This is a genomic window from Plantibacter sp. VKM Ac-2876 (assembly GCF_015350715.1).
Lineage (GTDB): Bacteria > Actinomycetota > Actinomycetes > Actinomycetales > Microbacteriaceae > Plantibacter > Plantibacter auratus.
Window position 1 is genome coordinate 900,239 of the sequence record NZ_JADKSI010000001.1, and the last position, 26,201, is coordinate 926,439.

The 26,201-nt window shown below is 70.6% G+C and carries 21 protein-coding genes; 11 read left to right on the top strand and 10 right to left on the bottom strand.

Annotated elements, in window-relative coordinates:
* Positions 1–125: 125 nt before the first annotated feature.
* The 8 genes from ITJ62_RS04395 to ITJ62_RS04430 form a co-directional block, all read right to left on the bottom strand.
* Positions 126–2,078, bottom strand: coding sequence for a hypothetical protein (locus ITJ62_RS04395; RefSeq protein WP_194599842.1), 1,953 nt, complete (start codon positions 2,076–2,078; stop codon positions 126–128).
* A gap of 10 nt (positions 2,079–2,088) precedes the next feature.
* Positions 2,089–2,841, bottom strand: a complete 753-nt coding sequence (locus tag ITJ62_RS04400) for an SDR family NAD(P)-dependent oxidoreductase (RefSeq protein WP_064295403.1) — start codon at positions 2,839–2,841, stop codon at positions 2,089–2,091.
* A 221-nt stretch (positions 2,842–3,062) separates the two neighbouring features.
* On the bottom strand, positions 3,063–3,935 hold the full coding sequence (locus ITJ62_RS04405; protein ID WP_194599843.1) for a phosphogluconate dehydrogenase C-terminal domain-containing protein: 873 nt from the start codon (positions 3,933–3,935) through the stop codon (positions 3,063–3,065).
* Positions 3,932–4,729 carry a sugar phosphate isomerase/epimerase gene (locus ITJ62_RS04410; protein WP_194599844.1) on the bottom strand — a complete coding sequence of 266 codons (798 nt, stop codon included), beginning with the start codon at positions 4,727–4,729 and terminating at the stop codon, positions 3,932–3,934. The genes ITJ62_RS04405 and ITJ62_RS04410 overlap by 4 nt, the downstream gene beginning before the upstream one ends.
* Positions 4,726–5,532, bottom strand: a complete 807-nt coding sequence (locus ITJ62_RS04415; protein WP_194599845.1) for a triose-phosphate isomerase family protein — start codon at positions 5,530–5,532, stop codon at positions 4,726–4,728. The genes ITJ62_RS04410 and ITJ62_RS04415 overlap by 4 nt, the downstream gene beginning before the upstream one ends.
* Positions 5,532–6,002 carry a ribose-5-phosphate isomerase gene (locus tag ITJ62_RS04420; protein WP_064295405.1) on the bottom strand — a complete coding sequence of 157 codons (471 nt, stop codon included), beginning with the start codon at positions 6,000–6,002 and terminating at the stop codon, positions 5,532–5,534. Before ITJ62_RS04420 ends, ITJ62_RS04415 begins: the two co-directional genes overlap by 1 nt.
* Positions 5,999–7,783, bottom strand: a complete 1,785-nt coding sequence (locus tag ITJ62_RS04425) for a dihydroxyacetone kinase family protein (RefSeq protein WP_194599846.1) — start codon at positions 7,781–7,783, stop codon at positions 5,999–6,001. Before ITJ62_RS04425 ends, ITJ62_RS04420 begins: the two co-directional genes overlap by 4 nt.
* Positions 7,780–9,159, bottom strand: a complete 1,380-nt coding sequence (locus ITJ62_RS04430; RefSeq protein WP_229940051.1) for an MFS transporter — start codon at positions 9,157–9,159, stop codon at positions 7,780–7,782. Before ITJ62_RS04430 ends, ITJ62_RS04425 begins: the two co-directional genes overlap by 4 nt.
* A gap of 140 nt (positions 9,160–9,299) precedes the next feature.
* On the opposite strand from ITJ62_RS04430, the gene ITJ62_RS04435 reads away from it, so the two are divergent.
* Entirely contained in the window at positions 9,300–10,037 is a 738-nt protein-coding gene (locus ITJ62_RS04435; protein ID WP_064295407.1) for a FadR/GntR family transcriptional regulator, read from the top strand.
* 74 nt (positions 10,038–10,111) lie between these two features.
* Here ITJ62_RS04435 and ITJ62_RS04440 read toward each other — a convergent pair whose 3' ends face one another.
* Positions 10,112–10,711 carry an NAD(P)H-dependent oxidoreductase gene (locus ITJ62_RS04440; protein ID WP_194599847.1) on the bottom strand — a complete coding sequence of 200 codons (600 nt, stop codon included), beginning with the start codon at positions 10,709–10,711 and terminating at the stop codon, positions 10,112–10,114.
* 117 nt (positions 10,712–10,828) lie between these two features.
* Between ITJ62_RS04440 and ITJ62_RS04445 the strand changes: the two genes are divergently transcribed.
* Positions 10,829–11,959 carry a VanZ family protein gene (locus ITJ62_RS04445; protein ID WP_194599848.1) on the top strand — a complete coding sequence of 377 codons (1,131 nt, stop codon included), beginning with the start codon at positions 10,829–10,831 and terminating at the stop codon, positions 11,957–11,959.
* Positions 11,960–12,052: 93 nt separating this feature from the next.
* Here the strand turns inward: ITJ62_RS04445 and ITJ62_RS04450 are convergent, their stop codons facing one another.
* Positions 12,053–12,679, bottom strand: a complete 627-nt coding sequence (locus tag ITJ62_RS04450) for a TetR/AcrR family transcriptional regulator (RefSeq protein ID WP_194599849.1) — start codon at positions 12,677–12,679, stop codon at positions 12,053–12,055.
* Between the two features lie 181 nt (positions 12,680–12,860).
* Between ITJ62_RS04450 and ITJ62_RS04455 the strand changes: the two genes are divergently transcribed.
* The 9 genes from ITJ62_RS04455 to ITJ62_RS04490 all read left to right on the top strand — a co-directional run bounded on the left by ITJ62_RS04455 (position 12,861) and on the right by ITJ62_RS04490 (position 26,103).
* Positions 12,861–14,381: an ABC transporter substrate-binding protein gene (locus ITJ62_RS04455; RefSeq protein WP_085511321.1), complete on the top strand. Its 1,521-nt coding sequence runs from the start codon at positions 12,861–12,863 to the stop codon at positions 14,379–14,381.
* Between the two features lie 162 nt (positions 14,382–14,543).
* A complete protein-coding gene (locus ITJ62_RS04460) occupies positions 14,544–15,485 on the top strand; it encodes an ABC transporter permease (protein WP_079704501.1) in 942 nt (313 codons plus the stop codon).
* Complete coding sequence (locus ITJ62_RS18920) at positions 15,482–15,700, top strand: hypothetical protein (RefSeq protein ID WP_228497814.1); 219 nt, start codon at positions 15,482–15,484, stop codon at positions 15,698–15,700. Before ITJ62_RS04460 ends, ITJ62_RS18920 begins: the two co-directional genes overlap by 4 nt.
* A gap of 21 nt (positions 15,701–15,721) precedes the next feature.
* Positions 15,722–17,341, top strand: coding sequence for a dipeptide/oligopeptide/nickel ABC transporter permease/ATP-binding protein (locus tag ITJ62_RS04465; RefSeq protein ID WP_370581813.1), 1,620 nt, complete (start codon positions 15,722–15,724; stop codon positions 17,339–17,341).
* On the top strand, positions 17,338–18,189 hold the full coding sequence (locus tag ITJ62_RS04470) for an ATP-binding cassette domain-containing protein (protein ID WP_064295413.1): 852 nt from the start codon (positions 17,338–17,340) through the stop codon (positions 18,187–18,189). The genes ITJ62_RS04465 and ITJ62_RS04470 overlap by 4 nt, the downstream gene beginning before the upstream one ends.
* A gap of 179 nt (positions 18,190–18,368) precedes the next feature.
* Positions 18,369–20,846: a beta-glucosidase gene (locus ITJ62_RS04475; RefSeq protein ID WP_194599850.1), complete on the top strand. Its 2,478-nt coding sequence runs from the start codon at positions 18,369–18,371 to the stop codon at positions 20,844–20,846.
* Positions 20,843–23,671, top strand: coding sequence for a family 78 glycoside hydrolase catalytic domain (locus ITJ62_RS04480; protein WP_194599851.1), 2,829 nt, complete (start codon positions 20,843–20,845; stop codon positions 23,669–23,671). Before ITJ62_RS04475 ends, ITJ62_RS04480 begins: the two co-directional genes overlap by 4 nt.
* An 89-nt stretch (positions 23,672–23,760) precedes the next feature.
* On the top strand, positions 23,761–25,503 hold the full coding sequence (locus ITJ62_RS04485) for a DUF5605 domain-containing protein (protein WP_194599852.1): 1,743 nt from the start codon (positions 23,761–23,763) through the stop codon (positions 25,501–25,503).
* 249 nt (positions 25,504–25,752) lie between these two features.
* A complete protein-coding gene (locus tag ITJ62_RS04490; protein ID WP_194599853.1) occupies positions 25,753–26,103 on the top strand; it encodes a hypothetical protein in 351 nt (116 codons plus the stop codon).
* The last annotated feature ends 98 nt before the right edge of the window (positions 26,104–26,201 follow it).

Here is a 26,201-nt window from a genome sequence, read left to right on the forward strand (position 1 = left end):
GCTCGGCGAGGCATCCTGCCGGCTGAGGAGCTCCGACCCGGATGCGCTGCGCACAACTCCTGCTGGTCGGGCAGAACACCGCCCAGGAGCGGCCCGGCTCCGGGTACGCGCCCGGGATGCAGGAGTTACGAACCGGGGACGGGACCCGAGACGACCACCCGGGCGACCGCACCCGCAGCGAGTTCCACGGCGCGCGGCTCGGACGCGCCGGTCAGGATGACCCGGACCGGTGTCTCGCCGAGGTTGCCGAGGATCACGACGGTCTCGCCTGCGGCATCGACGGCGGCGATCGCGGTCACACCGGCCGACGAGACGGGCGACCCGGCGACGGGCGACCCGGCACCGAGCGACACCCCGCCGATCTCGACCGCGACGCGCTGTCGGCCGCTGAGCTCGGCGATCCACCCGAGCGCCCGGCCCGCGGCCGTGAGCGTCCCGTCGGCCGCGACGATCCCACGCGGTCCGGTCGCCTCGAAGTACGACAGCGACTCGACACCGGCGACGGCCAGGGCCGCGACACTGCCGACGACCCAGGCGCCGAGCGCCTCCGCCGACTGCCGGTCGTCCGTCGCGCCGGGCACGTGCTCCGCGCCGAAGCCCGCGCGGAGTTCCGCGTCACGGGAGTCACCCGCGCTCGCCCGGGTGGTGGCGACCGCGTTGTAGCGGGCGCCGAGCGTGACCGGCCCGACGTGCAGCGGGCGGCCGTCGGCGATCCTGACAGCGTCCGCCACGACGACCGCCTGCATCCCGAGCGACTCGACGAGCTGGTGCCCGCCGCGGTCGTGCATGAACGGCGTGATGCTGAAGGCCACGGGGCCCGTCCAGCGCTCGAGGCGCGCGTGGTTGCGGTTGAGCTCCGTGAAGTGCGCGCGCGTGCCGCCGACGAGCTCCGGGTGCGGCGTCGGGCCCTCAACCCACAGGGTACGCAGGACCTCGCCGAGCGCGGTCAGCATCGTGACCTCCGAGAGGTGGGTGCGGCGATGGAACGCCCCGACGCGCACGACGGGCACGGCCGCGTCGCGGAGCCGTCGCAGCACCGGCTCGGCCTCCTCACCCGTCCCGAGCACGAGTCGGAGGTCGAGGGGCCTGGCGCCGGCCTGGTGCACGGCGCGGTCGAGGATGGCCGGCCAGTCCGGGTTCGTCGGGTCGATCTCCACGAGGATCCCGGTGATCGTGTCCGGGACCACCGCACCAGCGCGTCCACCGTCCGGGTCGCTCGACACCGAGGTCGAGATCGTGGGGACGACGCTGTCGAGCGGCGCGCCGATCCGCCCGTCGACAGGCTCAGGGACCGGGTCTTCTCCGCGCCCCGCGAGCTTCGTCTCGGGCACGACGGTCACGGTGAGCGGCGTCGCCAGTGGGGCGTCGGCGCGCTCGGCAGCGTCGACCCGCGCACAGCCGACCTCGACGGACTGCTCCACGACGTCACCGACCGCCAGCGCGACGGGGAACGGCAACGAGAGCGGCGTCGAGTAGGTCTTGAACGAGGCGTCGGTCCAGTTGCGCTGGTCCTCCATCTCGAACACGTCACCGCTGAAGCGGGCCGTGGTCGCGATGCGGTCGCCGGTCCAGGCGAGGGATTGGATGCGGATCGCCGGCTGATGCGGAGCGACGTGCTCCGGGAGGCGCGTGGTCGTCGTGGACCCCTCCGGGTGGCCGACGACGAGCTCGGTGCCTGCGAGGGCCGGCGACTGCAGCACGATGAGACCGATGCGCGCGCGCCGGAACGCGGCGGTCACCTCGGCCCGGACGGCGACCCGCAGTGTCGACGCTCCGAGGTCGACCGACAAGGACCAGGCGACGACCTCGCCGTCGTCGCCGACCCGGCCGCGCAGGGCCAGGCCGCTCGTCGTGTGGTCGACCGCGTCGACGATGACGGGCAGCGTCTTCCAGTCCTGGTCGCGGACGACGAAGCGGATGCTGCGCAGCACGAGCTCGCCGTCGAAGGCGATGTCGTCCAGCTCCGAGCCGCGAAGCGAGGCCGACCAGGGCCCCCGTCCGACGGCGAGGGCGTCGCGCTCGCGGTCGAGCAGGAGGTCGGATGCGACGCGGAAGGCGGTTCCCGAACGCGAGGTCATGATCGTCGGCTCAGAGGCTCGTCATGCCGCCGTCGACCCGGAAGGTCGCTCCGGTGGCGAAGCTCGACTCGTCGCTGGCGAGGTACACCATGATGCCCTCGACGTCCGAGGCCTGGCCGGGGCGACCGAGCGGGATGCGCCCGACGATCGCGGCGCGGGACTCGGGGTCGCCGGAGATCGCGGTGACGAGCGGGGTCTCCGTGTAGCCGGGGACGACGGTGTTCACGCGGATCCCCTGATCGGCGTAGGCCGCGGCGACGGTCCGGCCGAGGCCGTGGATCCCGGCCTTGGTGGAGCTGTACGCCGTGAAGTCGGCGCCCTCGCCGTTGAGACCGGTCGGGCTGCCCGTGAGGATGATCGAGCCGCCGCGGCCGAGCATGGCGCGGACGGCGTGCTTCGTCGTGAGGAAGGTGCCGGTGAGGTTGATGTCGACCGTGCGCTGCCAGACCTCGAGGTCGAGGTCGGCGATCTTCGCGTCCTGGCCGAAGAGCTGTACGCCGGCGTTCGCGACGACGACGTCCGGGGTCTTGCCGGCTGCGTCCATGACCGCGAACGCAGCCTCGACGCTCGCTTCGTCGGCGATGTCGAGTCGCACGGCGATGGCGGTCGGGAAGGGTGCCGCCGCATCGCGGGCGGCCTGGATGTCGCGGTCGGAGAAGACGACGGCGGCGTCCTCCCGCGCGAACCGTTCGGCGACCGAGCGTCCGATCCCCGATCCGGCGCCCGTCACGAGCGCGGTCTTTCCTGCAAGTCGTCCAGTCATCGTCGCCTGTCTCTCGTGCGGTGTTGCGGGGGTGGTGTCGCGGGTGTCGCAGTGGTTGTCGTGGGTGGTGCATCGGGGCGTCTGCAGCATATCCGGCACAACCGGTTGACCGCATGTGGCGTTCGCAATTCAGGACGGCCGCGGCGCGCCGACCCGGATCGGGGGTGGAGCGGGCCGACGCGCCGGGCACGTCCTGAATTGCGAACAGTTGGGGAAGTGGGCTACCGCTCGATCTTGTCGAGGTGGAGCATGGCGGCGAGGTTCTTGTCGAGCTCGTCGTCCTGGAAGACCTTCTTCCAGTCGTCCTTGATGATCGCGCTGCGGCCGTAGTCCATCGCGATGAGGCACGCGTCGGAGAACGGGTTGTCGCCCTTGAGCGAGTTCGCGAGGGCGACCTGCGTGTGGCCGAGCAGGATCGCACGAGCGGCCGGCTCCGGCACGCCCATGGTGTTGACGGCCTCGTCGAGCGACTCCTTGAGGAGCGCACCGATCATGCAGGCGATCGTCTCCACGAGGGTCGGCTCGAGCTGCGCGAGCTGCTTGACCGTGACCCAGTGGACCTCGCCGACGGGGGCGAAGATCGCCCGGACGACGGCCTCGACCTGCGCCTGCTTCTCAGCGTCGTCGGACTCGATCGCCGCGATGGCGTCCTGGAGGGCGGCGATGCCACCGAAGGTGTCCGCGTACTCCTCGGGCGTGTGGCGCTCGACGAAGACGGAGGGGTGGCAGGGGTGCGTGACGGCCTGGATGACGTCGTCGCGACGGGTCAGCAGACCCGCGTACGCGGCGGCCGGGTCGAGCGTGAGGAGCACGGCGCCCGACTTCATGAGCGGGACGACGCCGGCGGACACGGCCTTCAGGGCGAGGTCCGGGACGGCGAGGATGACGACGTCGGCGTCGGTGACGGCCGCGTCGGTCTCGGTGAGCTGGCGACCGGCCTCGGTCACACGCTCCTGGCCGGCGGGCGAGACCTCGCTGTAGAAGACGGTGTGGCTGGTCTTCACGAGGTTGTTGGAGACGCGCATGCCCATCTTGCCGCCCGCGCCGATGACGGCGATGGTGAGCTGGTCCGCGACGGTGGTGGTGTCGGTCATGATCTTCCTTCTCTCAGGTACTGCAGGTTGTGTGCGGTCCACGTGCGCTCGAGCTCGATCGTCTCCGTGATGGAGTCGCCGAGCGGGAGCCAGTGTTCGATGATCTGGTTCACACCGCGCTCGTCCGGTCGGACGACGGCGGTGAGGGCGGGGTAGTCGAGCAGGCCGGTGCCGAGCGGGGCACCCTCGAGGGTGAAGCCGACCCAGCCACCCCGCCGGGTGAACGCGAAGTCCTTGACGTGGATGTTGCGGACGTACGGAGCGGTGCGCTCGATGACGTCATTCGGGTGCTCGAGCCGGGCCACGGTGTTGGCCGGGTCGAGGCAGATGCCGAGGTTCGGGTGGTCGACGGCGGTCACGAGGTCGACGAGCTCCTGCGACGACAGCTGCTCGTAGGTCTCGAGCGCGATCGTCACGCCGGCCGCCTCGAACGCCGGGAGCACCGCGCGGAGTCGATCGACGGCGTCGGCGTGGGAGGGCCGGTCGTCGCCGGAGGTGGCCATGCTGCGCAGGAGCTTCGCGCCCAGCAGGGTGGCGATGTGGAGGAAGCGTTCGAGGTGCGCGACCGCGATCCCCTTCGTCCCGAGTTCGAGGGTGACCCCGCGCTCGCGGGCGACCTCGGCGATCCCACGCAGCTCGTCGTCGGACATCGACTCGATGCGGGCATCGTCGCAGATCTGGAAGAGCTCGACGCCGGCGTCGGCCGTGCGCTCGATCATGCCGATGACGCTCAAGCGCTCGGGAGCGAGCTCGGAGCCCTCCCAGAAGAAGGTGTAGGTGCCGAAGCCGATCATGCTGTCCTCGGTCCCTGAGCCTGTCGAAGGGCCTCGTCGAGCACGGCCTCGAGCGCCGCGACGTCGTGGGCGAAGCGTCCGAGGAACACGCCGTCGACGTCGTCACCGAGGGCGGTCAGCAGACCGGGACCCGCACTGCCGCCGTAGATGACGGAACTGCCGACCCGGTCGGGCCGCTCGGCGATCGATTGCTTCAGGATGGCGCCGACGGCTCGCACGTACTCGGCAGACGCGGGTTCAGCCGCACCGATCGCCCACACGGGCTCGTACGCGACGATCACCGGTCCCGCCACGGCATCGGCGAGCGCGGAGTCCAGCTGGCGCACGCACTCCGTCGCAGCCGCCTCGGGCGTCGTGCGCTCGACCTCGCCGATGCAGAGGACCGGCGAGAGGCCGTTGCGGAGGGCCGCCGCGGTCTTCTCTGCGACGACCTCGTCGGTCTCGCCGAAGAGGGAGCGGCGCTCCGCGTGGCCGACCTCGACCACGGTGACGCCGACCTCGGCGAGCTCGGGGCCGCCGACCTCACCGGTGAACGCGCCACGGTCCGCGCTCGCGAGGTCCTGTGCTCCGACCAGCACGCCCGTCCCGGCGAGGGCCGCCACCGACGGCGCGACCGCGAGGTAGCCGGGGATGACGAACAGTCGCACGCGACCGTCGACCACGGCCTCGTGCCGACGGGCCAAGGCGCCCACCTGCTCGATCCACTCGAGGGTCTGCGCGTGGCCGAAGTACATCTTCAGGCTCACGCCGACCACGCGGGGCGCGGTCGACGTGGGCACGGCCGACGGGGACGGGGTGGTCATCAGCAGGAGCCCGTCGCCTCGTACTCACCGATGACGGCGACCTTCTCGGCACTCGCGCTGGTCTCGTCGAAGCGGTAGGTGAGCCACTCGCGGACGAGGCGGCGGGCGAGCTCGATGCCGATGACGCGCTGACCCATCGTCAGGACCTGCGCGTTGTTGCTGAGGACACCGCGCTCGACGGAGAAGCTGTCGTGTGCCGTGACGGCGCGGATGCCGGCGACCTTGTTGGCGGCGATCGCGACGCCCAGGCCGGTGCCGCAGAAGAGGAGCGCGCGGTCGGCCTGGCCGGACGCGACGAGTTCCGCGGCGGCGATCGCGACCCGCGGGTAGGCGGTGTGGCCATCGGCGTCCACGCCCACGTCGACGAGCGAGGCGACGCCGTCGTGCTGCTCGAGGTCGCGCTTGACGATCTCCTTGTAGTCGAACCCGGCGTCATCCGAGCCGATGACGATGCGCAGCTGATCGGTCATGCGTGTACTCCTTCGTTGGTGGTGGTGCTGGTGGAGCCGTCCGGTGCGGTGGTGCCGGCGGCGCGCTCGAGGACGGGGACGATCGCCGTGACGATCAGGCCGAACGAGTAGGCACCGGCGTCGACGGTACCGAGACTCTTCTCGGCGTGCGGACGGGCGCGGCCCATCTTCGGCAGGAGGTCCGCGGTCTCAGCGGCAGCGGTGGAGGCAGCCGCAGCGGCGGTCGTCCAGGCGGCGACGAGGTCGGAACCGTCGGCGACGGCTGCACGCAACGTGGTGGTGAACGGCACGAGCGCGTCGACCATCGTCTTCTGTCCGACCTCGGCCTTGCCGAACGACATGATGCCGTCGACCGCGGCCTGCACGCCGGTCGCGACGGCGGTGCGGCCTGGTGCGACCTCGTCGCCGAGGGCGGTTCCGACCGAGCGGAGCGCGAGGCCCCACAGGGCGCCGGACGTGCCGCCAGCGCGGTCCGCCCAGGCGTCGCCGGCCAGGTGCAGGACGGTATGGGCACCGGCCCCGGCATCGGCGGCGGCGTGTGCGGCGGTGACGGCGGCACGAGCACCGCGCTGCATGCCGATGCCGTGGTCGCCGTCACCCGCGACGGCGTCGATCCGTCCGAGCTCCTCGACGTTCGTGTCGATGACCTGGACGAGCGCGTCGAGAGCCTCGACCACGACCGCGGCGGCGGCCCGCGACTCGTCGGTGGACTCGGGGATCTCGGCTGCCGTCTCGACGACGAGCTCCGAGGGGCCGAGCTGCTCGGCCGCTGCGACGACGCCCTTGCGGTAGGCGGGGGTGTCGGCGCCGGCAGCCCAGAAGCCCTCGAGCTCCTCGTCCAACCAGAAGAGGGTCAGCGAGACGCCGGCCATGTCGAAGCTCGTGACGAGCTCGCCGACCTCGGGGTCGACGATCTCCACCCCTGCGGCCTCGAGCTGCGCGGCGACCGCACGGTAGACGACGAACAGTTCCTCGTACTTCACGGAGCCGAGCCCGTTGAGGATGACCCCGACGCGAGCGCCCGTCGCTTCGGAGACGCCCTCGGGCAGTTCCGCGAGCAGCGAGGAGACGAGCAGCGTGGCGAGCTCGTCGGCCGTCGGCACGTCGGTCTCGTCGATGCCGGGCTCGCCGTGGATGCCCATGCCGACCGCCATGCGCCCCTCGGGCACGGTGAACAGCGGCTCGGTCGCGCCCGGCAGGGTGCAGCCGCTGAACGCGACGCCGAAGGACCGGGTGCGCTCGTTCGCGTGGGTGGCGACGCGGACGACCTCGTCGAGGTCGTAGCCCGCCTCGGCTGCGGCGGCGGCCGACTTGAAGACGGTGAGGTCACCGGCGATCCCCCGACGCTTGTGCTTCTCGGCGAGGGGCGCGCTCGAGATGTCGTCGGTGACGGCGACGCTGCGGGTGGGGATGCCCGCCGCGTTCAGCGCGTCCTGCGCCTGGGTGAAGTGGAGCACGTCGCCCGCGTAGTTGCCGTAGCTGAGGAGCACGCCACCGCCACGCTGCGCGGCCTTCGCGACCGACTCGACCTGGTGGGCGGACGGCGAGGCGAACAGGTTGCCCATCGCCGCACCGTGCGCGAGGCCCTGGCCGACGATGCCGCCGAACGCCGGGTAGTGGCCGGAGCCACCGCCGACGACGAGCGCGACCGTGCCCTCGGGCGTCCGGGTGCTCCGGACGACGCCGCCGGTCACGCGCCGGACCTGGTTGCGGTTCGCGGCGACGAAGCCGTCGATCATCTCGTCGGCGAAGTCCGCCGGGTCGTTGAAGAGGCGCGTCATCGGGTCTTACCCGTGAGGTCGTCGTGCGAGACGCGCAGCTCGCGAGAGCTCCGCTGCTTCGAGAGGATGACCATGAGCGTGGCGGAGATCATCATGAAGCCACCGACGATGAACATCGGGACGACGTACTGCGGGGTGTCGCCGACCTTGGTGAGGTCCGCGACGGCACCCGTGATGTACGGCGCCGAGAACCCGGCGAGGTTGCCGACCGTGTTGATGAGCGCGATGCCGGCAGCCGCTGCCGCACCGGTGAGGAACTGCGTGGGCAGCGTCCAGAAGTTGGGCAGCGCGGCGAAGATCGCCATGGCGGTGACCGCGATGATCGCGATGGTGAGGGCGGGCGAGTTGGCGAAGAGCGCGAGCGGGATGCTCACGGCACCGACGATCGCGGGGATCACGATATGCCAGGTCTTGAGGCCACGGCGCGTCGCGTCACGAGACCAGAAGTACAGGGCGATGGCGGCCGGCACGTACGGGATCGCCGTGATGAGGCCCTTCTGCATGACGTTGAACTCGGTCCCGAACGTCTCCTGGAAGCCCTCGATGATCGTGGGGAGGAAGAAGCCGAGCGCGTAGAGGCCGTAGATGAAGCCGAAGTAGATGAACGCGAGCATCCAGACGCGACCGCTCGTGAACGCGTGCTTGAGGCTGACGTGGCCCTGCTTCTGCTCGGTGGTGGCCTTCTCGTGTGCGAGGGCCGCCGTGAGCCAGACCTGCTCCTCGGTGGTGAGCCACTTGGCGTCCGCGGGGCGGTCCTTCAGGTAGAACCAGGCGATGACACCGATGAGGATGGCCGGGAGTCCGACGCCGAGGAACATGAAGCGCCAGCCCTCGAGACCGAAGAACACGCCGTGCTGGCCGATGAGCCATCCGGCGAGAGGTGCGCCGATGACGGTGGTGAGCGGCTGCGCCAGGTAGAAGAGGGCGAGGATCTTGCTGCGGTGCTTGGCCGGGACCCAGAGGCTCAGGAAGAGGATCGCGCCGGGGAAGAAGCCGGCTTCGGCGACACCGAGCACGAAGCGGAGGATCGCGAGCTGCTCGAAGTTGGCGACCCAGGTGAACAGGACCGCGACGATGCCCCAGGTGACCATGATGCGGGCGAGCCAGCGGCGGGCACCGAACTTGTTGAGCGCGAGGTTGCTGGGCACCTCGAGCAGGATGTAGCCGATGAAGAAGACGCCGGATGCGAAGCCGAACTGGGCGGCGGAGAGCGCGAGGTCCTCGTTCATGCCGTTGGGGGCGGCGAAGCCGATCGCGGTGCGGTCCAGGTAGTTGATGAAGAACATCAGCGCCACGAACGGCACGAGACGGATCGAGACCTTCCGGATGGCTGATCGCTCGACAGCCGGATTGGCCGCGGGGGCGGTGGTGTCCACTATGACTCCTCGGGTGGGCGGCATCGATGCCGCGGGCAGGGCGTGGTCCGGGCCGGACCGGAATGAACGATACATCAACCGGTTGACCAATTCAAGCAGTGGGCTCCGGGCATGCCGACCCGCCGCGATACAGTGAACCCATGCCTGCGTTCCCGGATCGGCCGACCGACGACATCTCGTCCAGCCTCGGACCGGTCGCCGTGGGATCCGCCGTCTCCGCCGTCGCGAAGCGCCTGCTCGACCACTTCACGAGCGGTGAGATCGCCCCGGGGACCCGCCTCCCACCGGAACGCCAGCTCGCCGCGTCGCTCGGCATCGGGCGGTCCGCCGTCCGAGAGGCCCTCGCGGCGCTCGAGATCCTCGGCGTCGTCGACGTCCGCCCGGGCAGCGGCACCTACCTCCGCGGCAGCGTCTCCGAGCTCCTGCCCGAGACGCTCAGCTGGGGCCTCATGCTCGGCGAGCCGCGGACCCGCGAACTCATCGAGGTGCGCGGCCAACTCGAGGTCTTCGCCGCCGGCCTCGCCGCGACGCGCATGGACGACATGGCGCGCAACCGACTGCGCAACCACCTCACCGCGATGAGCGAGGCCGGTGCCAACCGCACCAAGTTCATCGAGGCCGACCTCAAGTTCCACCTGGAGCTCGCCTCAGCCACCGGGAACCGCGTGCTGTCCGACCTCCTGCAGAGCATCCGCTCGCTGCTCCGCATCTGGGTGGAGCGCGGCATCCACGAGGACGTCGACGCCCAGCGCGCCTTCGAGGAGCACGAGGCCGTCTACGAGGCGATCATGTCGGGCGACCCCGCCGCCGCGACGGCCGCGATGCAGCACCACATGGACACCGCGACCGAGCGGCTCAACCGCACCCTCACGGCGTAGCACTTCGACAGGCTCAGCGGCCGGAGGTTCGGGTCAGTGACTGAGTCCCGGTCCCTGAGCTTGTCGAAGGGCGGTCAGGCGCGGATCGCTCCGACGACCGCGTCCACCGCAGTCTCGACAGCACGCGTCCGGGCGGCGGCGTCCTCGCCCTCCGAGTCGTGGACGAAGGCCGTCATGCCGCGGCGAGCGCCGCAGAAGTCGACGATGCCGTGTTCGAGCTGCGTCCGCATCGCCTGCTCGTAGCCGTGGCGGTCGTAGACCCCGGCGTCGTCGCCCGCGATCGGTACGAGGTGCACGCGCAGGCGGTCGAGTTTCCGGACGATCCCGCCGTCCGCGTCGAGGCCGAACGCCCAGCCGTTGACGAACACGCGGTCGAACCAGCCCTTGAGGAGTGCGGGCGCCGACCACCAGTACACCGGGAACACGAGCACGAGGTCGGTGGCCCGGTCGAGCCGCTCCTGCTCGGCGGCCACGTCCGGGGTGAAGTCCCCGCCGACGCGGTAGGTGTGGCGGTCGGCGAGCGTGTACCGCGGGTCGAAGCCCTCCGCAGCCAGGTCCGCGACCTCGACGCTGATCGAGCCGGCGGGCGGTCGCAGCTCCTGCGCGAGCCGCTGGGCGAGGTGGTGGGTGAGGGAGTCGGGGTCGGGATGGGTGGTCACGATGAGCGTCGGCACACTCCATCATCGCCTGCAACGGACGCGGGATCAGCCGTTCGGCACCCTCCGCAGGATGACCGGGGTCCGTCCGACGACTGATGCCAAGGCCGCGGCCAGCGCCCTACAGTTGTCGGAATGAGCGGATGGACATGGCAGGCGTGGGTCGGACTCGTCGGCGGCACGGTGATCTTCTTCGCCGTCCTCGGTCCGATCCTGCTCGTGCAGCTCCGTCGCTACGGCCAGATGTCACTCCCCCGCGTGATCGGTGCTGCGGCGGTCAGCGTCTACGCGGTGGCCCTCGTGGCGTACACCCTGCTGCCGCTGCCCGATGAGCGCGCGAACTGCAGCACGGCCCACGGGGCGCTCGAGCTGATCCCCGGCCATTCGATCGGGGACATCGCACGGGAGACCGCCGGGCTCTCGGTGCTGAGCACCCTGACGAGCCACGCGTTCCTCCAGGTCGTCCTGAACGTGATCCTCTTCATCCCGTTCGGCGCCATCGCGCGGCGGTACTGGAACCGCGGGCTCGGTGTCTCCATCCTGCTCGGGGCGCTCGTCTCCCTCCTGATCGAGTCGACGCAGTACACGGGCATCTGGGGCTTGTACGAATGCGCCTACCGGGTGGCGGACGTCGACGACGTGATCACGAACACGGCGGGCGCCGCGATCGGAGCACTCATCGCCCCGATCGTCCTCGGGTGGATGCCGAGCGCGCGAGCCCTGCGCGCCACCCGCGACCGGGCGCGACCCATCACCGTCTGGCGACGCTGGTTCGGCATGGTGCTCGACGCGTTCGCCGTGAACCTGTCGATCACGGTGCTGTCGCTCGTGTTCGTCGTCCCACGCGTCCTGCTCACGGGTGCGACCGGGACCGCCAACGACCCGACGCTGCCCGAGGTGCTCAGCATCGGTGCGGGCACGGTCGTCCTCGTGATCGTGCTGCCGGCGCTCATCGGGAGCGGTGCGTCGCTCGGGCAACGCCTCGTCTGGCTCGCCCCGCGGTGGCCGGACGGACGCGGCTCGGTGGCACGCCGCCTCTACCGCGGGTCCGTCGTGGCCCTGCCGTACATCGCCACGACGACCGCCGCGCAGATACCCGACGCCACCAGCGGCCTCACGCAGACGATCGTCGGGATCATCGGGATCCTCAGCTTCATCATCGTCACCACGGCCGTCGTCTCCATACCGTTCACCCGGCATCGCCGCGGCGTCTCGTACGCCTCCGTCGGCGCGGACCTCCGCGACGCCCGCACGACCACGCCGTAGCGCGACAGCAGGAGATCAACGCCGGAGCAGGACGCACTCGCCCAGAGGCTCCTGCCACCGCGCGGATCTCCTACCGCGCCGGCCGCTCGGCCGCTACAGCTCGGCGCCGAGGAGCCCCGACAGGAAGGCGTGGAGCTCGTCCGCCATGTCGACCGACTCCGGTGCGAGCAGCCACTGCACCTGCAGGCCGTCCATGAGCGCGAGGGTCATGAAGGCCGCGCTGGTGGTGGGGAAGCCGGCCCGCACGCGTCCTGCGGAGACGAGCAGCCCGAAGGTGCGCTCGAGCCGCGCGCGTGTGCCCTCGTAGCGCTCGACGAAGTAGTCGTGCGCCGGGTGGTCGGGCGAGGTCGCCTCCGCCGAGAGCGTGCAGTAGAGCGCGACCACGCCGGGCACGGAAGCGTTGTACCGGGCGAGTGCGACCAACCCCCGGAGCGTCTCGATCGGGTCGTCGCCGTCCATCGGCACGAGCGTCGCCGAGAGGTCGTCGCGGTGGGAGAGCACGGCGGCGAGCAGCGCGCTCTTGTTCGGGAAGTGGTGCAGGAGTCCTGCCTCGCTCATCCCCACCTGCGCGGCCACCTCCCGAAGCGAACCCGCGCGATATCCCCCGTTGGCGAAGACGGCGAGCGCGGCGTCGAGGATCGCGACGCGCTTCATACCGGTTTTCGCATATGCACCGCGGGGCTTCCCCTGCGGCTTGTTCCCGGTCTTGACCGATGTCATCGGACGACCTCCCCCTTCGGACGGCTTCACGATAGCGCGTTCCCCTTCGAACGCCGCGGCCTGGTCGTGATCCAACTGTGACATGGTCGAAAACAAAAAGCTAGTGACCACTCGGCTTTCGTGCTAGCGTCCTCAATCACCAGCGATCCGATGAGGGATTGCTCACAGCGAATGGACAAAGATGTTCCGATGGAAGACGACCGCAGCCGTCGCGGTCACCGCTGCTGCACTCGTGCTCACCGGATGCTCCGGTAGCACCTCCGGCTCTGACAGCGGCTCCGGTGGCACCCTGATCCTGGGTGCGATCACTCCCCCCACCACGTTCGACCCGGCCGGCTCCGAATGGGGCAACCGCTCGCCCTTCTACCAGGCCGTCTTCGACACCCTGCTCGTCGCCACCGCCGACGGCGAGATCGTCCCGTCGCTCGCGACCTCCTACGAGTACAACGACGACAACACCGTCCTGACGCTCAAGATCCGCGACGACGTCACCTTCACCGACAAGTCGAAGCTCACCGCCGACGTCGTCAAGCAGAACCTCGAGCGCTTCAAGACCGGCACCTCCCCCGACGCCGGCTACTTCGCCGGCGTCGCCTCCGTCGAGGCACCCGACGACACCACCGTCGTCATCACCCTGAGCGCGCCGGACCCGGCCATGCTCAACTACCTCACCCGCGACCCCGGCCTGATCGCCAGTGCCGAGTCGTTCGACAGCCCCGACCTCGCCACCAACCCGGTCGGCTCCGGACCGTACGTGCTCGACACGGCCGCGACCGTCACCGGCACGAGCTACAGCTACACCGCGAACCCCGACTACTGGAACAAGGACTGGCAGCACTACGACAAGCTGACCATCAACGTCCTCCAGGACGCGACCGCCGGCCTCAACGCGGTCAAGTCGGGCGAGGTCAACGGCATCAAGCTCGCCAACAACGACAACCTCGCCGAGGTCGAGGGTGCCGGCTGGACCGTCAACGCCAACGAGCTCGACTTCCAGGGCATGCTCCTGCTCGACCGCGCCGGCACGATGAACCCGGCGATCGCCGACGTCCGCGTCCGCCAGGCCATCAACTACGCGTTCGACCGCCCGGCGCTGCTCAAGGCACTGCAGAACGACAACGGCACGGTCACGGGTCAGGTCTTCCCGGAGAACTCCCCCGCCTACGACAAGTCGCTCGACGACCGTTACGGCTACGACCCCGAGAAGGCCAAGGAGCTGCTCGCCGAGGCGGGTTACGCCGACGGCCTGACGCTCTCGATGCCGTCCTCCACGGTGCTCGGCGCCACCACCTACACGCTGATCTCGCAGCAGCTGGCCGACGTCGGGATCACCGCCGAGTACACGGACCCGGGCAACAACTTCATCGCCGACCTCCTGGCCCCGAAGTTCCCCGTCTCCTTCATGGCGCTGGAGCAGAACCCGGACTGGCAGCTCATCCAGTTCATGATCGCCCCGAACGCCGTCTTCAACCCCTTCAAGTACGACGACCCGAAGGTCGACGAGTACATCAAGCAGATCCAGTACGGCGACGAGGCGACGCAGGGCAAGGTCGCCAAGGAGCTCAACGCCTACATCGTCGAGCAGGCCTGGTTCGCCCCCTTCTACCGGGTGCAGGGCAGCTTCGCGACGGACGCCAACACGACCGTCAAGATGATCCCGACGAACGCGTACCCGTCCATCTACGACATCCAGCCGAAGTAGTCCGCTGATCCCGGAGCCTGTCGAGGGGTTCGCCCGTCGACAGGCTCAGGGACCGGAACCGACCGGTCGCACGTGTCGTATCGATCCCGGCCCGCCCGAGTGCCCAGCGCTCGGACGGGCCGGCCCCAACACCCCTCACTCACCCACTTCCTGGAGTGACCCATGCTCGGATTCATCCTCAGGCGCCTGGTGTCCGGCGTCGTCCTCATCTTCGTGATCTCCGTGATCGCGTACTCCCTCCTCTACCTCGGCGGCGGCGACATCGCCCGCCGGATCCTCGGCCAGAGCGCCACCACCGAGACCGTCGCGAAGAAGGCCGCCGAACTCGGCCTCGACCGCCCGCTTCCGGTGCAGTACTTCGACTGGATCACCTCCGCCTTCCAGGGCGACCTCGGCCGCTCGTGGTTCACCGGCCAGCTCGTCTCCTCCGGCGTCACCGGCCGCCTCGCCGTCACCCTCTCGATCGTGCTCGGGGCGACCATCATCGCCGCGATCGTGTCCGTCATCCTCGGTGTCCTCGCCGCCCGTCGCGGTGGATGGATCGACAACGTCGTCCAGTTCATCTCCGTCATCGGGTTCGCGATCCCCAGCTTCCTCATCGCGCTCGTGCTCGTCATCACCTTCGCGATCAACCTGCGCCTGTTCAAAGCCACCGGGTACATCCCGATCACCACGTCCTTCTCCGGCTGGGTCGCCTCGGTGACATTGCCGATCATCGCCCTCGCGATCGGCGCCATCGCGACGGTCTCGCAGCAGGTGCGCGGTTCCGTCGTCGACGCGATGTCGAAGGACTACGTCCGGACGCTCCGCAGTCGCGGGCTCGGCACGGGCCGCGTCATCTACAAGCACGTGCTGCGGAACGCCGGCGGCCCGGCCCTCGCCGTCCTCGCCGTGCAGTTCATCGGCCTCCTCGGCGGCGCCGTCATCATCGAGCAGATCTTCGCCTTGCCTGGCATCGGTCAGCTCGCCGTGCAGGCCACGACCCAGGGCGACATCCCCATCGTCATGGGGGTCGTCATCGCGACGGCCATCATCGTCGTCGTCGTCAACCTGCTCATCGACCTCGCGCAGGCTGCGCTCAACCCGAAGGTGCGACTGTCATGACCGCCATCGAAACCCCGCTCACCGTCCCGACCCCGCAGGTCCGCGTCAACCTCCTGCGTCGGCTCCTCAAGCGTCCGATCGGCGCCGCGTCGCTCGTGTTCCTCGCGCTCATCGGGGTCGTCGCGATCTTCGGACCGCTCATCGCCCCGCAGGACCCGAACCTCGCGTCCCTGCAGCAGGTCCTGGCGCCACCGAGCGCCGACCACCTCCTCTGAGCGGACAGCGCCGGGCGCGACGTGTTCTCCCGCCTGCTCGCCGCCACCCAGATCAGCGTCGCCGCAGCGCTCCTCGCCCTCGTCGTCGCGATCGTCATCGGGGTCGTCGCCGGGCTGATCGCCGGGTACTACCAGGGCTGGTTCGACTCCGTGTCGTCCTGGTTCACGGGCCTGATCATGGCCCTGCCCGGCATCGTCGTCCTGCTCGCCGCCCGCGCCGTCCTCGGCCCGTCGGTCTGGATCTCGATGGCGATCTTCGGCATCCTGCTCTCGCCCTCCTACTTCCGCCTCGTCTACGCGGCGGTCACGGCCGTCCGCTCGGAGCTCTACGTGGACGCCGCCCGGGTCTCCGGCCTCAGCGACCCGCGCATCATCGGCAAGCACATCCTCTCCGTCGTCCGCGCGCCGATCATCATCCAGTCGGCGATCATCGCGGGCATCGCCATCGCGATCCAGTCCGGCCTCGAGTTCCTCGGTCTCGGCGACCTGTCGGTGCCGACCTGGGGGTCGATGCTCAACGACGGCTTCACGAACATCTACAAGGCACCGATCCTCATGGTCTGGCCGTCGCTCGCGATCGCACTCACCTGCATCGCGCTCACCCTGCTCGCCAACGCGATGCGCGACGAGCTCGAGCGCACCGTGTCCGTCCGTCGGCGCCGTCGCAAGATCGTGACGACGTCGAAGACGGGCTCGAACACGATCGTCACGCAGTCGATCAGCACCTCCGGGATCAGCGAGGACGAGATCGTCGGTGTCCCGCCCATCCGCCACGACGACGACGCCCGCGCCTCCGCTCGCGCCGAGGAGCTCGTTCTCAGCGTCCGCGACCTCCGCGTCGGCTACGACCAGGAGGGCGGCCGGGTCACCGAGGTCGTCCACGGCGTCGACCTCGACATCCGCAAGGGCGAGGTCCACGGCCTCATCGGTGAGTCCGGCTCGGGCAAGACCCAGACCGCATGGGGCGTCCTCGGGCTCCTGCCGCGCGGCGGGCGGGTCACCGACGGCACGATCCGCTACGAGGGCACCCGACTCGACACCCTCGGGGAGCGCGAGTACACGGCCATCCGCGGCAAGCGCATCGGCTACATCCCGCAGGAGCCGATGTCGAACCTCGACCCGGCGTTCACGATCGGCAGCCAGCTCGTCGAACCCCTGCGCGTCACCCTCGGCCTGAGCAAGAAGGAGGCGACGGACAAGGCACTCGCCCTGCTCGAGCGGGTCGGCATCCCGAACCCCAAGCGCACCTTCGCCGCGTTCCCGCACGAGGTCTCGGGCGGTATGGCGCAGCGTGTGCTCATCGCCGGCGCCGTCTCCACGGACCCGGACATCATCATCGCCGACGAGCCCACCACCGCGCTCGACGTGACCGTGCAGGCGGAGGTCCTCGACCTGCTGCGCGACCTCCAGGCGGAGCGCCACATGGCGATGCTCCTCGTGACGCACAACTTCGGTGTGGTCGCCGACCTCTGCGACCGCGTCTCGGTCATGCAGAACGGCCTCATCGTGGAGACCGGGCCGGTGCGCTCGATCTTCAACCACGCACAGCACCCGTACACGCAGTCGCTGCTCGGCGCGATCCTCGACGAGGGTCCCGCCCGACCGGCACTCGCGACGAACCTGACAGGAGAGACCCGATGACGTCGTCACTGCTCGAGGTGAAGGACCTCGAAGTCGAGTACCCGGGCAAGGGGTTCCGTGCCCAGTCGTTCAAGGCCCTCAAGGGCGTGTCGATCGACATCAAGCCCGGTGAGACCGTCGGCCTCGTCGGCGAGTCCGGCTCCGGCAAGACCACGCTCGGTCGCGCCGTGCTGGGCCTCGCCCCGGTCACCGGCGGCAGCATCCGCTACCGCGACCAGGAGATCGGGCACCTGAAGCGCAAGGAGCGCCGGGCACTCAGCTCGGAGATCCAGGTCGTGTTCCAGGACCCGTACTCCTCGCTCAACCCCTCGCTCACCATCGAGCAGATCCTCACCGAGCCGCTCACCGTCCGCGGCGTCTCCGGTGCCGACGCCCGCAAGCGCGTCGGATCCCTGCTCGACCAGGTGCAGCTGCCGACCGGCGCGGCCTCACGGCTCCCCCGCGAGTTCTCGGGCGGGCAGCGGCAGCGCATCGCGATCGCCCGGGCGCTCGCCCTCGATCCGAAGCTCATCGTGTGCGACGAGCCCGTGTCGGCCCTCGACCTGTCGACGCAGGCGCGGGTCCTCGACCTCTTCATCGACATCCAGGAACAGACGGGCGTCGCCTACCTGTTCATCTCGCACGACCTCGCGGTCGTCCGGCACATCAGCCACCGTGTGGCGGTCATGTACCACGGCGAGATCGTCGAGTCCGGCGACGGCGATCAGGTGACGGCGCACCCGGCCCACCCCTACACGCAGCGCCTGTTCATGGCGGCACCGATCCCCGACCCGGACCGCCAGGAGGACCGCCGGGTGGAGCGCCGCCGCCTCATCGACGAGCAGCGTGCGGCGGAGTCCGCCGCCTGACCGTCGCTTCGACCGCCCGGTCGGCCGGGGCCAGGAACCTGGCCGGCCGGGCGCACCATCGGTCCCCGAGCTCGTCGAAGGGCCAACATCCGGTCCCCGAGACCCACATCCGGTCCCCGAGACCCACCATCCGGTCCCTGAGCTTGTCGAAGGGCCACCCCAGAACGGACCCACATCGCATGACCATCACCACTCCCCGGCACGCCGCCGCCACGAAGTCCGTCGACACCGCGGCGATCGACGCCCTCGTCGCCCGGCTCGACCTCGAGGAGAAGGTCGCGCTCGTCTCCGGCGCCGACTTCTGGACCACGGTCCCGCTCGAGAAGATCGGTCTCCGCGCCATGGTCCTGTCCGACGGCCCGGCCGGCGTCCGCGGTCCGCTGTGGGACGAGCGCTCGCCGTCGATCAACCTCCCGTCAGCGACCGCTCTGGCGTCATCGTGGGATCCGTCGCTCGCCTACCGATACGGCGCAGTCGCCGCGGCCGAGGCCCGCCGCAAGGGTGTCGACGTCGTCCTCGGCCCGACCATCAACCTCCACCGTTCCCCGCTCGGCGGGCGACACTTCGAGGCGTTCAGCGAGGATCCGGAACTGACCGGTTCGCTCGCGGCCGCCTACGTCAGCGGCCTGCAGGACAACGGTGTCGCCGCGACGCCCAAGCACTACGTCGCCAACGACTCCGAGACCGACCGCTTCACGGTCGACGTGCATGCGAGCGAGCGCGCCCTCCGCGAGCTCTACCTCGCACCGTTCGAGCGCACGGTGACCGAGGCCGGCACCTGGGCGATCATGAGCGCCTACAACTCCGTCGACGGCGTCACGATGAGCGAGAACGACCTCCTGGAGACGCCGCTCAACTCGGAGTGGGGCTTCGACGGCATCGTCGTCAGCGACTGGACCGGCGTCCGCAGCCTCGGCTCGGCACCGGCGTCGCAGGACCTAGCGATGCCCGGCCCCGCTCCCGCATGGAGCGCGGCCCTCGTCGAGGCCGTCCGCGAGGGCCGCGTCGCCGAAGCCGACGTCGACCGCAAGGTCGCCCGGCTCCTCGCCCTCGCGGTCCGTGTCGGTGCCCTCGGTGACGAGGCGCTGACGCCGGCCCCGGTCGACGGGGTCGCCTTCTCCCGCGAGGCAGAGACCGAGGGCGTCGTGCTGCTCGACAACGACGGCACGCTCCCCCTCGACGCCGCCGCGCTCACCCGCGTCGCCGTCATCGGGCACAACGCCCGCGACTCGCGCACCCAGGGCGGTGGCAGTGCGACGGTCCTCCCCGAGCACACCGTCAGCCCGCTGGAGGGACTCCGACTCGCGCTCCCCGAGGCGACGATCGACTACGCCGTCGGCGCGATCGTGCAGGAGGGCGTCGCCGAACTCCCGCTCGAGCGCCTCACCAACCCGCGCACGGGTGACCCCGGTCTCGTCGCCACGTTCCTCGACGCCGACGGCGCGGAACTCTTCACCGAGGACCGCCGGTCCACCGCGCTCGTCTGGTTCGGCGGCGACGCCCCGGTCACCACGGCGTCGCAGCTCGTGCTCACCACCACGTACACACCGGAGGCCACCGAGCAGCTGCGACTCGGCTTCGCCACGGGGCTCCACGGCCGGCTCTTCGTCGACGGCGTCCTCCTCGTCGACGAGCAACCCGTGGTCGTCGGGAACGACCTCGGCGCGGCGCTGCTCGCCCCGCCGTCGGCGACCGGGGCGTTCGCCGCCCAGGCCGACGTCGCCGTCGAACTCCGCGCGGAGTTCGACCTCTCCCCGAGCGAGAACGGTCTCGGCGCGATCAGCGTCACCGTCGGTCGCGCTCCCGACGACTCCGACCCCGACGCCCTCATCGCCCAGGCGGCCGAGGCGGCCCGCGCGGCCGATGTCGCCGTCGTGGTCGTCGGCACGAACTCGAAGGTCGAATCGGAGGGCTGGGACCGCAGCGACCTCACCCTCCCCGGCCGTCAGGACGAGCTCGTCCGGGCTGTCGCCACCGTGAACCCGCGCACCGTCGTGATCGTCAACTCCGGCGCCCCGGTCCTGCTCCCCTGGAGCGACGAGGTCGCCGCCGTGCTCCTCGGCTGGTTCGGCGGACAGGAGATGGGCAACGCCCTGGCCGACGTGCTCCTCGGTGTCGCCGAACCCGGTGGCCGTCTGAGCACCACCTGGGCTGCGGCGCTCGACGACGTCCCGGTGCTCGACGTCACCCCGGTGGACGGCGTGCTCCGCTACGAGGAGGGCATCCACATCGGCTACCGCGCGTGGCTCCGCTCGGGTGCCACGCCCGCCTACTGGTTCGGCCACGGGCTCGGGTACACGAGCTGGTCCATCGACGGTGGCGAGGTCTCGGGCGACGTCGCCTCCGGTGATGCCCGCGTCTCCGGGACCGCGACGAACACCGGCGACCGCGCCGGCAAGCACGTCGTGCAGGTGTACGCGGAGCGACCGGACTCCTCGGTCGACCGCCCCGTGCGCTGGCTCGTCGGATCGGCCGTCGTCCGCGCGGGCGCCGGCGAATCGGTCGCCTGGGAGGTCGCGCTGCCGGCCCGCGCCTTCGCCCACTGGGCGGACGGCTGGCAGGTCGAGCCAGGCGACGTCACCATCCGGATCGGATCGTCCGTCGTCGACCTCGCGGACGAGCACGTCGTCACCATCGCGGCAGGGACCTCCCGATGACCGCGCACGTCGCGCGGATCGGTCGGCTGCGGGCGGAGACCCGGGATGACAGCCCCGCGGTCGCGACGCCGACGCCTCGGTTGAGCTGGACCGTCGAGACCGCTGGCTCCGACTGGGCGCAGGCCTGGGCCGAGCTCCGGGACGGCAGTGGCGCCAGGGTGCGTGTCGAGGGCCGCGACTCCGTCCTCGTCTCCTGGCCGTTCCCGCCGCTCGCGCCGGACGAGGTGCGCACCGTCGAGGTCCGTGCCGCGTCGACCGCGGGTGAGGAGACACCCTGGAGCGAGCCGACCGTCGTCGAGGCCGCGTTCCTGGCCGACGGAGCCTGGGCCGCCCGTTTCATCGGTCTCGCGGCGCCCGAGCGTCCGGCGCAACCGATCCGGGTGCGCCGCACCTTCACCGTCGACCGGCCCATCCGTCGCGCCCGGCTGTTCTGGACCGCGCTCGGTGCCGCCGAACCGCAGCTCAACGGGATTCCTGCCTCGGAGGACGTCCTCTCCCCCGGCTGGACCGCCTACGGCGACCGCCTCGTGCACGAGACCGTCGACGTCACCGCGCTCGTCGAGCCGGGCGAGAACGTCCTCGCCGCGACCGTCGCCGGTGCCTGGTACACCGAGCGCTACGGGTTCTTCCAGTTCGCCGAGCGGATCTACGGCGACCAGCCACGCTTCGCCGCCCAGCTGCAGCTCGACTACGTCGACGGGACGACGGAGACGCTCGTCACCGATGCGAGCTGGTCGGCGGCCGACGGTGCCGAGCTCGTCGACAGCGGCATCTACGCCGGCGAGGCGATCGACACCACCCTGGCCGAACCCGGCTGGTCGACGACGGCGTTCGACGCGTCCACCTGGGCCCCGGCCCTCGTCGACGACGCTGCGCACCCGGTGCCGGAGGCCCGCATCGCCGCGCCCGTCCGTCGCATCGAGGAGCGCGCGGTGGCGGAGGTGCTCACCTCGCCGTCGGGCGCGACCATCCTCGACTTCGGCCAGAACCTCGTCGGCCGCCTCCGGCTCACCGTCGCCGGCCCGCGGGGCACGACGCTCACGCTCCGGCACGCGGAGGTCCTCGACGAGGGCGAACTCGCCCTGCGTCCCCTCCGCAACGCCGCGGCCACCGACCACGTCACGCTCTCGGGCGACGGCGAGCAGACGATCGAGCCCCGCTTCACCTTCCACGGCTTCCGCTACGCGCAGATCGACGGCTGGCCGGGCGCGTTCGACCCGGCGTCGGTCACCGCCGTCGTCCTCCACAGCGACCTCACGCGCACGGGTTGGTTCTCCTCCTCGCACGCGCTGCTCGACCGCCTCCACGAGAACGTCGTCTGGGGCATGCGCGGCAACTTCCTGAGCATCCCGACCGACTGCCCGCAGCGCGACGAGCGGCTCGGCTGGACGGGTGACCTGCAGGTCTTCGCACCGACCGCGAGCTTCCTCTACGACAGCTCCGCCTTCCTCGACTCCTGGCTGCGCGACCTCGCGCTCGAGCAGGGACACCAGGACGGTGTCGTCCCGATGGTGGTCCCGGCCGCGCTGTCCGGATTCGCCGGTGGCGGCCCGACCGCGGCCTGGGGCGACGCCGCGACCGTCGTGCCGTGGGTGCTCCACGAGCGCTACGGCGACCTCGGGATCCTGCGCGAGCAGTATCCGTCGATGCGCTCCTGGGTGGAGGCCGTCCTCCGGGTGAGCACCGACGGTCTCTGGTCGAACACCTTCCAGCTCGGCGACTGGCTCGACCCGAGCGCGCCGCCGGACCAGCCGGCGAAGGCCAGGGTCGACTCGGACATCGTCGCGAGCGCCTATCACGCGCGATCCCTCCGGATCCTCGCCGACACCGCCGGGCTCCTCGGGGAGACGGCGGACGCCGAGCGGTACGGCGAACTGGCCGAGCGGAGTCGGGCGGCCTTCACCGCCGAGTACGTGACGCCCGCCGGCCGGATGATGTCCGACGCGCCGACCGCGTACGCCCTCGCCCTGCGGTTCGACCTCGTCGACGACCCCGCCCTGCGGCAACGCCTCGCGGACCGCCTCGCCGACCTCGTCCGTGCCGACGGCTACCGCATCGGCACCGGCTTCGTGGGGACGCCGCTCATCACCGACGCACTCGCCGACGGCGGACACCTCCGCGCGGCCGGCCGCCTCATGCTCCAGACCGAGAACCCCTCCTGGCTCTCGCCCGTCACCAAGGGCGCGACCACGATCTGGGAGCGTTGGGACAGCCTGCTCGAGGACGGCTCGGTCAACCCGGGCGAGATGACCTCGTTCAACCACTACGCGCTCGGCGCCGTCGCCGACTGGCTGCACCGCACCGTGGCCGGACTCGCCCCCGCAGCTCCCGGCTACCGCGAACTCCGGATCGCACCGCGGCCGATCGACGGACTCGACCACGCCGAGGCCCGACATGTCACGCCCTACGGCGAGGCATCGGTGGCGTGGCGGCGCGACGGGTCGTCACTCCGGGTGTCGGCGGTCGTGCCCCCGAACACGACGGCGACGGTCGCACTGCCGGGTGCCCCGGAGGAGACGGTCGGGTCCGGTCGCCACGACTGGACGGTCGAGGTCACGGACGCCGGCTCGAGTGCCGATGACGACATCACGCTCGGCCTCGACTCGCCACTCTCCGAGATCATCGACCGACCGGCCGCGTACGACGCCCTCCTCAGCTCGGTGGGTGCCCACGATCAGGCCAAGGCCGACGACATCCGCCGCGGCACCCAGTGGAGTCGAGGCCGGACCGTCCGTCAGCTCCTCATGTTCACGCCGCCGTCGATGCTCGACGAGGTGGACGCGGCACTGGCTGCAGCCACTCCGGCACCAGGAGTTGCGCGATAACCCCCACTCGACCGTTCCACGTGCAACACTCGCACCGCCTGCACCAGTAGCATCCGCCGCCGACCCGCTCGGCTGATCACAGGAGATCCATGTTCGACCGCAGTTCCGCCTTCGGAGACGTCATCGAGAGCCCCGCGGGTCGCACCGTCCTCGAGCAGTTCCTGCCCGGCATCGCCGCGTCGCCGATGGCCAAACAGTTCCGCAGCATCCGTCTCGGGCAGCTGTCGGCGATCGTGCCGGAACTGCAGGACGACGCGGCGAAGGATCGTCTCTGGGCGGCGCTCGCACAGGTCGACGACGGTCCCGACGCCCGCGCACCCTACGGCGCCGCGATCGAGCCCGCTCCCGACTACGAGGGAGAGGACGTCCCGCGCGGCTCGGCGACCCTGACGGTTTCCGGCGACGTCCCGCAGTACGGCGTCGTGGAGATCCGGCTGGACGGGCCGTCGCACGGCAACCCCTTCGTCGACGTCGAGCTGAGCGCGACCTTCACGGACGGTGCACGCGAGCTCACCGTCGGCGGGTTCTACGACGGCGACGGCCGGTACCTGGTGCGGCTGCTCGCCGAGGAGCAGGGCGAGTGGTCGTTCACCACGAGCTCGACCGCCCGGTCACTCGACGGCGTCGCCGGCGCGTTCACCGTGTCGGCCGCGGCGACAGGCAGCCACGGACCGGTGCGCGTCGACGGCTTCCACTTCGCCCACGCCGACGGCACCCGCCACCGCCCGCTCGGCACGACCGCCTACGCCTGGACGCACCAGCCCGAGGAGCTGCAGGAGCAGACGCTGCGCGCCCTGGAGACCGCGCCGTTCACGAAGATCCGCATGTGCGTGTTCCCGAAGTCGTACCTCTACAACGCGAACGAGCCGGAGACGTTCCCCTTCGTCGGCTCGCTCGCCGACGGGTTCGACCACGAGCGCTTCGACCCGGCGTACTGGGCGAACCTCGAGCGGCGCATCACCCAGCTCGGCGCGCTCGACATCGAAGCGGACCTCATCCTCTTCCACGCCTACGACCGCTGGGGCTTCGCGGACCTCGGTCCGGCCGTCGACGAACGGTACCTCCGCTACGCCGTCCGCCGGCTCGCCGCGTTCGCGAACGTGTGGTGGTCGATGGCGAACGAGTACGACCTGCTCTGGGCGAAGACGAACGACGACTGGGAGCGACTCGCGGCGGTCGTCGGCGCGGAGGATCCGCACGGCCACCTCAACTCCATCCACAACTGCCAGGGGTTCTACGATTACGCGAAGCCCTGGATCACGCACTGCAGCGTGCAGCGCGTCGACGTCTACCGGACCGCGGAGAACACCGACGCCTGGCGCGAGCAGTGGGGCAAGCCGATCGTCATCGACGAGTGCGCCTACGAGGGCGACATCGACCAGGGCTGGGGCAACATCACCGGCGAGGAGATGGTGCGACGGTTCTGGGAAGGCGCGATCCGCGGCGGCTACGTCGGCCACGGCGAGACCTACCTCAACGACCGGGAGGAGCTGTTCTGGTCGAAGGGCGGGCCGCTCATCGGTTCGAGTCCCGATCGCATCGCGTTCCTGGAGCGCATCTCGGCGGAGTCTCCGACGGGCGTCCTCGACCCGCTCCCCGGCGACTGGGACGTGCCGTGGGGCGGAGTCGCCGGCCGCTACGTCATCGGCTACTTCGGCTTCAACCGGCCGCGGTTCCGCAACGTCTTCCTCCCCGAGGGCGAGTTCCACGTCGACGTGCTCGACACCTGGAACATGACGGTCGAGACCCTGCCCGGCACCCACACCGGTACCGTCCGGGTCGACCTGCCCGGCCGCCAGTTCATGGCGGTCCGCCTCCGCATCGTGGAGTAGCCGCCCCGGCCGCCGGGCCCGCTTGTCCGGTCACTGGGCCCACCCTTCCCCGGTCACTGGGCCCACCCTTCCCCGGTCACTGGGCCCACCCTTCCCCGGTCACTGAGCCTGTCGAAGTGCCGAGCAACCCTCCTCCGCAACCCCGTCTCCACGCCGTTGACACGTTTGTTCGGACCCTTTACAGTTGTCGGACATTGACGCAACCCCCGTTGCAACATGCGCAATCGCCCGACGACTGGAGAGCGGCCCATGGATCACGGCACCGGCACCATCCTCCCGGGCGGCGTCCTCCGCGGCACCGCCCTCACCGCCCTGCTGCCCACCTGGGTGACCGGCGGTGGCGGCGAGGCCGTCATCGACCGTCTCCGAGACGACGCCGTCGTCGACGAACTCGAACGCGCCTTCGCCGAGCCGCCGTTCGACGAGCGGGTCGACTGGTCGGCCGTGCGCATCGCGCAGGTGTCGCACCCCGACCTCCGCGAGCTCGTCGGCCGCAGCATCGCCGAGCTCGCCGCCGAGGCCGGACAGTCGCCGCTCACCGTCGTCTCGGATACGCTGATCGCCGACCGGCTCACCACCCTCGTCGACCACCCGCACTGACCTCCACCATCCGGGACCGTTCTCAGGAGTCCTCCGGCGTGTCACCGGGTTCCCGGCCAGCCGCGCCGCAGATGTCCTGAGAACGGCCCATCAGCACT

What these genes read in the sequence shown, in the direction of transcription:
- ITJ62_RS04395 (WP_194599842.1), bottom strand. Translation starts at nt 2,078, where the DNA reads ATGACCTCGCGTTCGGGAACCGCCTTCCGCGTCGCATCCGACCTCCTG.
- ITJ62_RS04400 (WP_064295403.1), bottom strand. Translation starts at nt 2,841, where the DNA reads ATGACTGGACGACTTGCAGGAAAGACCGCGCTCGTGACGGGCGCCGGA.
- ITJ62_RS04405 (WP_194599843.1), bottom strand. Translation starts at nt 3,935, where the DNA reads ATGACCGACACCACCACCGTCGCGGACCAGCTCACCATCGCCGTCATC.
- ITJ62_RS04410 (WP_194599844.1), bottom strand. Translation starts at nt 4,729, where the DNA reads ATGATCGGCTTCGGCACCTACACCTTCTTCTGGGAGGGCTCCGAGCTC.
- ITJ62_RS04415 (WP_194599845.1), bottom strand. Translation starts at nt 5,532, where the DNA reads ATGACCACCCCGTCCCCGTCGGCCGTGCCCACGTCGACCGCGCCCCGC.
- ITJ62_RS04420 (WP_064295405.1), bottom strand. Translation starts at nt 6,002, where the DNA reads ATGACCGATCAGCTGCGCATCGTCATCGGCTCGGATGACGCCGGGTTC.
- ITJ62_RS04425 (WP_194599846.1), bottom strand. Translation starts at nt 7,783, where the DNA reads ATGACGCGCCTCTTCAACGACCCGGCGGACTTCGCCGACGAGATGATC.
- ITJ62_RS04435 (WP_064295407.1), top strand. Translation starts at nt 9,300, where the DNA reads ATGCCTGCGTTCCCGGATCGGCCGACCGACGACATCTCGTCCAGCCTC.
- ITJ62_RS04445 (WP_194599848.1), top strand. Translation starts at nt 10,829, where the DNA reads ATGAGCGGATGGACATGGCAGGCGTGGGTCGGACTCGTCGGCGGCACG.
- ITJ62_RS04450 (WP_194599849.1), bottom strand. Translation starts at nt 12,679, where the DNA reads ATGACATCGGTCAAGACCGGGAACAAGCCGCAGGGGAAGCCCCGCGGT.
- ITJ62_RS04455 (WP_085511321.1), top strand. Translation starts at nt 12,861, where the DNA reads ATGTTCCGATGGAAGACGACCGCAGCCGTCGCGGTCACCGCTGCTGCA.
- ITJ62_RS04460 (WP_079704501.1), top strand. Translation starts at nt 14,544, where the DNA reads ATGCTCGGATTCATCCTCAGGCGCCTGGTGTCCGGCGTCGTCCTCATC.
- ITJ62_RS18920 (WP_228497814.1), top strand. Translation starts at nt 15,482, where the DNA reads ATGACCGCCATCGAAACCCCGCTCACCGTCCCGACCCCGCAGGTCCGC.
- ITJ62_RS04470 (WP_064295413.1), top strand. Translation starts at nt 17,338, where the DNA reads ATGACGTCGTCACTGCTCGAGGTGAAGGACCTCGAAGTCGAGTACCCG.
- ITJ62_RS04475 (WP_194599850.1), top strand. Translation starts at nt 18,369, where the DNA reads ATGACCATCACCACTCCCCGGCACGCCGCCGCCACGAAGTCCGTCGAC.
- ITJ62_RS04480 (WP_194599851.1), top strand. Translation starts at nt 20,843, where the DNA reads ATGACCGCGCACGTCGCGCGGATCGGTCGGCTGCGGGCGGAGACCCGG.
- ITJ62_RS04485 (WP_194599852.1), top strand. Translation starts at nt 23,761, where the DNA reads ATGTTCGACCGCAGTTCCGCCTTCGGAGACGTCATCGAGAGCCCCGCG.
- ITJ62_RS04490 (WP_194599853.1), top strand. Translation starts at nt 25,753, where the DNA reads ATGGATCACGGCACCGGCACCATCCTCCCGGGCGGCGTCCTCCGCGGC.